8 protein-coding genes are annotated in these 7,703 nt (G+C 33.7%); 3 read left to right on the top strand and 5 right to left on the bottom strand.

Features of this window, described 5'->3' with window-relative positions; translation table 11 throughout:
* A partial coding sequence (locus tag A9G42_RS01160; protein ID WP_065652394.1) for an MBL fold metallo-hydrolase occupies window positions 1-666 on the bottom strand: 666 nt, incomplete at its 3' end.
* 6 nt (window positions 667-672) lie between these two features.
* Complete coding sequence (locus A9G42_RS01155; RefSeq protein ID WP_065652393.1) at window positions 673-900, bottom strand: YccJ family protein; 228 nt, start codon at window positions 898-900, stop codon at window positions 673-675.
* Between the two features lie 75 nt (window positions 901-975).
* On the opposite strand from A9G42_RS01155, the gene yaaA reads away from it, so the two are divergent.
* Both yaaA and A9G42_RS01145 read left to right on the top strand, forming a co-directional pair.
* Window positions 976-1,749 carry a peroxide stress protein YaaA gene (gene yaaA / locus A9G42_RS01150; RefSeq protein ID WP_065652392.1) on the top strand — a complete coding sequence of 258 codons (774 nt, stop codon included), beginning with the start codon at window positions 976-978 and terminating at the stop codon, window positions 1,747-1,749.
* 10 nt (window positions 1,750-1,759) lie between these two features.
* Complete coding sequence (locus tag A9G42_RS01145) at window positions 1,760-2,713, top strand: AEC family transporter (RefSeq protein ID WP_065652391.1); 954 nt, start codon at window positions 1,760-1,762, stop codon at window positions 2,711-2,713.
* 553 nt (window positions 2,714-3,266) lie between these two features.
* On the opposite strand, the gene A9G42_RS01140 is transcribed toward A9G42_RS01145, so the two are convergent.
* The 3 genes from A9G42_RS01140 to A9G42_RS01130 form a co-directional block, all read right to left on the bottom strand.
* Window positions 3,267-4,154 (bottom strand): carboxylate/amino acid/amine transporter, encoded by an 888-nt coding sequence (locus tag A9G42_RS01140; protein WP_218837733.1) that lies wholly within the window; start codon window positions 4,152-4,154, stop codon window positions 3,267-3,269.
* Between the two features lie 180 nt (window positions 4,155-4,334).
* Entirely contained in the window at window positions 4,335-5,117 is a 783-nt protein-coding gene (locus tag A9G42_RS01135) for an AraC family transcriptional regulator (RefSeq protein ID WP_065652390.1), read from the bottom strand.
* Window positions 5,118-5,191: 74 nt separating this feature from the next.
* Window positions 5,192-5,698 (bottom strand): YbhB/YbcL family Raf kinase inhibitor-like protein, encoded by a 507-nt coding sequence (locus A9G42_RS01130; RefSeq protein WP_082211747.1) that lies wholly within the window; start codon window positions 5,696-5,698, stop codon window positions 5,192-5,194.
* A 355-nt stretch (window positions 5,699-6,053) separates the two neighbouring features.
* Between A9G42_RS01130 and A9G42_RS01125 the strand changes: the two genes are divergently transcribed.
* Window positions 6,054-7,649 (top strand): ABC-F family ATPase, encoded by a 1,596-nt coding sequence (locus tag A9G42_RS01125; RefSeq protein WP_065567197.1) that lies wholly within the window; start codon window positions 6,054-6,056, stop codon window positions 7,647-7,649.
* Window positions 7,650-7,703 lie beyond the last annotated feature (54 nt).

Raw genomic sequence — 7,703 nt, 5'->3', positions numbered from 1 at the left:
AAGTTCAATCGATGCTTCACAAGGTATTGTGTCACCTAAAATCGCTAATTTCCGACCTTTTTTAATTTGACCTAAATAGTCTAACCCATTAATTAGTCGCCCATCATCAAGTATGATTGTTTTACCTTTTTTAAGATCACTATATAAAGAACCTATCTCAATATTATCTTGCTTTAATTTATCAATATTTAAAGTTGCTGGCAGATCTTTTTCAATAATACGATAACCAAAACAAGGCACGCGGTGTTGTAATAATTTTGCTTCAACTCGAAACAGGTTATCTTCAAAAACGGTACAATCTTTTTCAAGCTCAATAATATTAAGCGGGTAAGTTAACCAAGAATCACTAATTTCAATGACCGTTTCGATAAATTGTTTAATACCTTTTGGACCAACCAAAATTAACGATGATTGATTTTGCATTAAAGAGCGAGATGTTAAAACACCGGGTAGCCCAAACAGGTGATCACCGTGTAAATGTGTTAAAAAGAGGATCTCAAGTTTAGAAAGGCTAAATTTGGCTTTTTGCATTTGCATCTGAGTTGTCTCACCGCAATCAAAAAGCCATAAGCGCCCTCTTTCTTGCCTAACATCTAGCACAATACTACTCACGTTACGTTGTGCGGTAGGAGAGCCTGCGCTTGTTCCTAAAAAAGTTAACTTCATAAAAATCTAAATATTTTTGCGTTCAATGGTTTGCTCACCCCAGAACAGCCTATCAGCTTTAGTTTTAGCAAAAGCGAGCTTTAAAACTTCATCACTCCCTTCTGACCAAATCTGCTCAGCTAAAGTTTCGTCATTATTGGCTAATTCAAAAATAGCTTCGGCAATTTCAATAGATGTTTCACGAATAGTAGCCCAAGCTTTGATATCGTGCATTTCTTGTTTATCTACGTTCATTTTTGCTACTCCTTTGGGTTGAATTAGATGTAAAATAGCCCGATTTATTGCAAAATACAATAGGCAAAATACGTTATGATAACAATTATTTCACCAGCAAAAACCTTAGATTATCAATCACCATTATTAACCCAAAATTATACGCTTCCTCAATTTATTGACTCAACTAAAACCCTTATACAAGATTGTCAAAAATTGAGTGTGGAGAATTTAGCCCAATTAATGTCTATCAGCCCCAAATTAGCTGAGCTTAATTATGAGCGTTTTCAAAATTGGCATAGTGATTTTAATCTTGAGAATGCAAGGCAAGCGATACTGGCTTTTAAAGGTGATGTTTACGAGGGCTTACATGTTGAAGATTTTAATGATAGTGATCTAAAATTTGCTCAATCACATCTACGGATTTTGTCAGGATTATATGGCTTATTACGACCACTTGATCTAATTCAGCCCTATCGCTTAGAAATGGGTATTCGCTTAAAAAACGGTAACCATACTAATCTTTATCAATTTTGGGGAGAATCATTAACAAATAAACTTAATGACGAGTTGTTAAAATCATCACATCCCACATTAATTAATTTGGCATCAAACGAATATTTCAAAGCAATAAAAGCAAAACAGCTCAATGCTAAGATCATTCAACCGATATTTTTAGATAAAAGCAAAGATGATTATAAAGTGATTAGCTTTTATGCTAAAAAAGCGCGTGGTTTAATGAGCAGATTTATTATAAAAAATAAAATTAATCACCGTGATGATATTAAAGATTTCAATTTAGAAGGCTATCAATTTGATTCAAAACGATCAACTGACTTAGAATGGTACTTCATACGCAAACATCAATAAAATAATAACGATGGTATTTTTTACAACATTATGGGCGCAGTTTTTATCTACTCTACCCCTTTTTATGCTAATTTTATTCGGCTTTTTAGCGGTTAAAGTAGGTCGTTGGCAAAAAACAGTCACCGATAGCTTAACCAAATTTACCTTTTATATTGCATTTCCCATCATGCTATTTCAGATCATGAGCCATTTTTCTGAACATTCGCAAATCGATATAAAACTGTTATTCGTTTTTTTTGGTGGATCCTTTATTGTCTTTGCAATTGGTTGCCTAATTGCATCTAAATTATTTAAGTTAAACGGTTCAGAAAGTACAATGTTTGCTATGGGTAGTATTTATACCAATACGGTGTTTGTTGGTATTCCTATTATTAAAATGTTATTAGGCGATAATGCTATCCCCATTGTTGCCATTATCGTTATCTTTAATGCCTTAATTTTATGGACGCTTGCGACGGTTTCTATTGAATCTGTGCAAATGGGAAAATGTTCAACTAAAGGGATTGTTAAAGCCTTTAAAAATGTTGCAAAAAATCCCATTATTATTGGAATTTTTACAGGCATTATAGTGAATTTTATTGGTTTACCGTTACCTAACTTTATTGATAAATCAACTAAAATGGTGAGTGAGATGACCGCACCTCTTTCATTAATTGTTTTAGGAATGGGATTAGCTGAATATAAAATTCGCGATAAACTTTTAATTACAACAGCTATCTGCACATTAAAATTGACTGTGTTACCTATTGTTACTTATATTTTAGGTAAATTCATTGGACTTCCAACTTTAGAATTACAAGTGGTGGTATTACTCAGTTCAGTTTCAATTGCGATAAATTGTTATATGATGGCAAGGCAGTTTGAAGTGTTGCAAGGCCCTATTGCTTCAAGCTTATTAATATCAACGACGCTATCTTCCATTACAACACCGTTAATTTTATCAATTATGACACATTTACCTTAAACGTTTATTTATAGCACAACACCGGATTGCTTACACTTCACGATTCAAATAATCTGCTAGCAATGAATAAAGCGTTTTACTTAAAATCATCTTATGTGTATAAAAATGAATAAATCATTTTCTATCTTTTGAATCTAACAAACAAAATACTGTAGAGTTTTAATTTATCACCAAACGGTATAGAATCCTGAATATTTTTTACAAAACATATAACCTGAAAAATTAATATTTAACTTGCCATCTTAATTTGTCTTCAATCGATTCTTCATTTTTAATCAGATAATTAATTCCATAATTAATGGTTTTATAGCGTTTATTGCTACTGGTTAAGAAGACAAATAGCTTCAATCAGTTTTTTTAGCAGGTTACAAATGGTCGGGCGACTCACCAAAACGCTTAGCCAAATCAGTGACGGTTATTTTTCTTTATAATTAAGCCCATATTGCCAATCTTTGATTTGGCGTTAGTTCTGTTTCTTATGCCTATTTATGACGGCCGTTTCTCAAATTACTGTCAATAACGCGAATAATTCCTACAGATTATTGTTCTTAACTTAATGAGCAATTTTAACTTTGTTGTGTAGCAATAGTGCCAACATAATGACTACACTACCTAATATAAAGCGTACCCAGTCTATTGATTGATGCCAAATCACCACATTCACCAAAATCCCTGTTGGAATAACCACATTATTCATAATAGCCAAAGTGCCCGAATTCACTTTTGTCGCACCAAAATTCCATAAAAAGTAACATATGCCAGAAGCCACTACGCCAAGCCAGATAATAATGCTCCATTGTAAAATAGTTGTAGGTAATTTTGATGCATCGCCAAAAAGCAACCAACCTACTGTTGCCACAATTACCGCCCCCAAGTAAACCCAAGCAAAAGCCTGATGTTGAGGCATTGGATATATCTCCATAATTCTTTTATAACCAACCTGCCCTAAGGCAAAAACAATATTAGCCCCTTGAATTAATAAAAAGCCAATAATAAAGTTTGCACTAATATGATCATAACGAATAATAGCGGCACCAATAACTGCTATTATTGCCGTAAAAAGGTAACTCAATCTTAATGGATGACGTTGCAGTAAATCATAAATAACCGTGACATAAATAGGTGTAAAAATGGTAAACAACAGTACTTCAGGTACTGAAATATATTGGAAGGAATTATAATAAAAAAAGTACATAATCCCTAATTGACAAGCCCCAACACCCATTAAAAGAAATAGGGTTTTAAGCTTAATATTTCTAAAGCATAAAAAAGGTAAAAAGGTAATAAATGCTAACAAAACACGCATAACTACAGCAAACCAAGTATCAACCTGTCCACTGATATAAACACCAATAAAACTAAACGAAAACGACCAAATAATTGTTACAAAAATAAGATAAAGCATAATTGATGAAAATAAAGAAAATAATGAGAGACGCATCGTATCAATTGGCTTAGCACTTGTAAACTTTACATCATAAAAATTGATTACTATGATAAAATAATTGATAATCTGTAGGAATTGCTAGCGCTATATACTATAGTCTGAGAAACCATGGTAATGGACATGCATAAAAAACAATTTAATAAATAAAATTAAATGTTAGTGATAAAAAATTGGCTAACGTAGCCTCTTTGGTGAAAACCCAAAACGTTGTTTAAAGTAAAAAGCAAAACGAGAGCCTGATTCATATCCCACTTCTTGGGCAATTTGTAGGATCGTTTTTTGGGTGGTTTGTAACAGCATTAAACCAAAATTCATTCTTATATCTAAGATAATTTTGGATAAATTATATCCTTCTAAAGCAAGATGACGCCGTAAAGTTGATTCACTCATAGCAAATTGTTTAGCAATTTCTGCTGCCTGCCACTTTTTGTCTGGCTGCTGGTTAATAATTTCGCGAATTTTTTGGCTAATTTTCGGGTTATTATTCAGTGGAAAATACACACCAAATTCAGATAATCTAATTAAAATTTCAATAAATAAATGTTTAACAAGATTAGAATTGCATTGGTTATGTGTAAATAATTCTGTTTTAATCTGTATTAGTCGAGTAATAAAAGTTTCAGGTAATATTGTTTCAACTTTAATTTTTTTAAAAATTTGATTACTCTGATAAAAATGAGATAAAGCAAATTGGTCTAGTAGCTGCGCATGCCAAGAGTAACAAATGGCTTGATAATCCTTATCATCAATATAAAAATTATTTATATTCATTAAATTACCTGCTGGAATCAGGACTAACTGACCTGTTTTTACCTTAAAATATTCGCCCTCACATTCAATCTGTTTTTCGCCATTTATGACATAGACAATCATTGGATCAATGCTTTGAATCTGTTTTAGGGTTTGATTACAACGTTGTGTTATATAATTCACTCGACCAATTGAAGCAAAATCCATAATCCTAATAGCCTATTAACCAATATCAACGTGAGTAGGAGTAAATTATATCTGCCTTTGCTATTTGATGCGAATTAGCAATAAAACCAACTAGAGCTGGGGGTAGTTTGTTCATCAACCTCAATGTGATCAATGTCTAGTGCATAAAGTGTAAATTGATATCGATGAGTCGAATTTAGCGGAGGACATGGACCTCCATAATTTATCACGCCAAAATCATTACGTACTAATCTACTTCCTTTAGGCAATAAATTGGGATTATTTCCTGCTGATTGTTTAATAAACGATGTTTGTACAGGAATATTAACAATCACCCAATGCCACCAACCAGAACCTGTTGGTGCATCAGGATCATACATAGTTAATACTAAACTTTTTGTCGTTTTGGGTAGATTTTTCCATGAAATTTGTGGAGATATATTTTCGCCTTGGCAACCAAATTGATTGGATATAAACCGAGTAGTAAATCCATTATTGATAAGATCAGTGCTAGTTAATTGTAATTGTGTCGCATAACTGCAACTTGTGCTCAATAATAATGTACTATAAATAATGGCTTTCGCTTTGCACAAAATACGCATGTTGGCCTCTTTTAACGATTAAATAAAAGCCATCATAAGGAATTTTCAAGTTATAATCGGCACAAATTAGCTTAAATCTGACACAAATTCGATTAATATTATCATTCTCTTGCAGTTAATTTTAATTAGGAATTTATTTTAATTATGGTGTGTAGACGTCCTGAAACTTTCCTATATTTTACAATATATTAAGAATTAAATTAAATATACCCTTCCTAAATGCTGTTATTTAAAACAAAGATCCTCAAAAATGATTAATTATGGCATAATGTGCTCCAATTTATATTTTCGCAACGTCATGCAAAGGCTAATTATTGCTTTTGAGCAAAACGCATTTTAAAGAGAGTAAATTTTAGTGTTAAGTACAAATAACATCACAATGCAATTTGGCAGTAAGCCATTATTTGAAAACATTTCGGTTAAATTTGGTAACGGTAATCGCTATGGGCTTATCGGTGCTAATGGCTGTGGTAAATCGACCTTTATGAAAATTATTGGTGGTGATCTAGTGCCGACATCGGGTAATGTATCGCTCGATCCACATGAAAGATTAGGTAAATTACGCCAAGATCAGTTTGCTTTTGAAGATTTTACCGTACTTGATACCGTCATTATGGGGCATACCGAATTATGGCAAATCAAACAAGAACGCGATCGTATTTACTCGCTTCCGGAAATGAGCGAAGAAGACGGGTTTAAAGTGGCTGATTTAGAAATTCAATATGCTGAAATGGATGGTTATAGCGCTGAGTCTCGTGCTGGCGAATTATTATTAGGTGTTGGTATCCCCATTGAACAACATTACGGGCTAATGAGTGAAATCGCGCCAGGTTGGAAGTTACGGGTATTGTTAGCCCAAGCCCTATTTTCAAATCCTGATATCTTATTGCTTGATGAACCAACCAATAACTTAGATATTGATACGATCCGTTGGCTTGAGGAGACGTTAAATCAACGCGAAAGTACGATGATTATTATTTCGCATGACCGCCATTTTTTAAATATGGTTTGTACCCATATGGCCGATTTGGATTATGGTGAATTGCGTGTCTATCCTGGTAATTACGACGATTATATGACCGCGTCAACTCAAGCCAGAGAGCGCTTATTAGCTGACAATGCCAAAAAGAAAGCACAAATAAGTGAATTGCAATCGTTTGTAAGTCGTTTTAGTGCCAATGCTTCTAAATCCAAGCAAGCGACATCACGCGCCAGACAAATTGAAAAAATCAAACTTGAAGAAGTCAAAGCTTCCAGCCGTCAAAACCCATTTATTCGCTTTGAACAGGATAAAAAGCTGTTTCGCAATGCCCTTGTTGTTGAAAATCTGACGAAAGGTTTTGACAACGGTCCACTATTTAAAAATCTTAAATTAATGGTTGAAGTGGGCGAGAAAGTCGCAATTTTAGGGACTAACGGTATCGGTAAAACCACCCTACTAAAAACCTTAATGGGCGAACTGACACCAGAACAAGGCGAGATCAAATGGTCAGAAAATGCCAATATTGGTTATTACGCGCAAGATCATGAATATGAATTTGATGAAGACTTAACCGTATTTGACTGGATGAGTCAATGGAAGCAACCCACCGACGATGAGCAAGCGGTACGTAGTATTTTAGGGCGTTTATTATTTTCGCAAGATGATATTAAAAAACAAGTTAAAGTTCTATCTGGTGGTGAAAAGGGACGCATGTTATTTGGTAAATTGATGATGCAACGCCCGAATATTATTGTCATGGATGAGCCAACAAACCATCTTGATATGGAATCAATTGAATCACTCAATATGGCATTAGAGCTTTATCAGGGCACACTATTTTTTGTTTCACACGACCGTGAGTTTGTAAGTTCCTTAGCGACTCGAATTGTTGAAATTACACCTGAAAAAGTGAACGATTATACGGGTAATTATGAAGATTATCTGCGTAGTCAAGGAATTGAATCATAGCCATTAATAAAAATAGCCACTAAATGTGGCTATTCAGATTGATGACAAACCTCG

It is taken from the genome of Gilliamella sp. Nev6-6, assembly GCF_001690605.1.
Lineage (GTDB): Bacteria > Pseudomonadota > Gammaproteobacteria > Enterobacterales > Orbaceae > Gilliamella > Gilliamella apicola_C.
Note: the sequence above shows the minus strand (reverse complement) of the source record. Positions and strands in the feature narration are given on the sequence as shown.

What these genes read in the sequence shown, in the direction of transcription:
- A9G42_RS01155 (WP_065652393.1), bottom strand. Translation starts at nt 900, where the DNA reads ATGAACGTAGATAAACAAGAAATGCACGATATCAAAGCTTGGGCTACT.
- yaaA (WP_065652392.1), top strand. Translation starts at nt 976, where the DNA reads ATGATAACAATTATTTCACCAGCAAAAACCTTAGATTATCAATCACCA.
- A9G42_RS01145 (WP_065652391.1), top strand. Translation starts at nt 1,760, where the DNA reads ATGGTATTTTTTACAACATTATGGGCGCAGTTTTTATCTACTCTACCC.
- A9G42_RS01140 (WP_218837733.1), bottom strand. Translation starts at nt 4,154, where the DNA reads ATGCGTCTCTCATTATTTTCTTTATTTTCATCAATTATGCTTTATCTT.
- A9G42_RS01135 (WP_065652390.1), bottom strand. Translation starts at nt 5,117, where the DNA reads ATGGATTTTGCTTCAATTGGTCGAGTGAATTATATAACACAACGTTGT.
- A9G42_RS01130 (WP_082211747.1), bottom strand. Translation starts at nt 5,698, where the DNA reads ATGCGTATTTTGTGCAAAGCGAAAGCCATTATTTATAGTACATTATTA.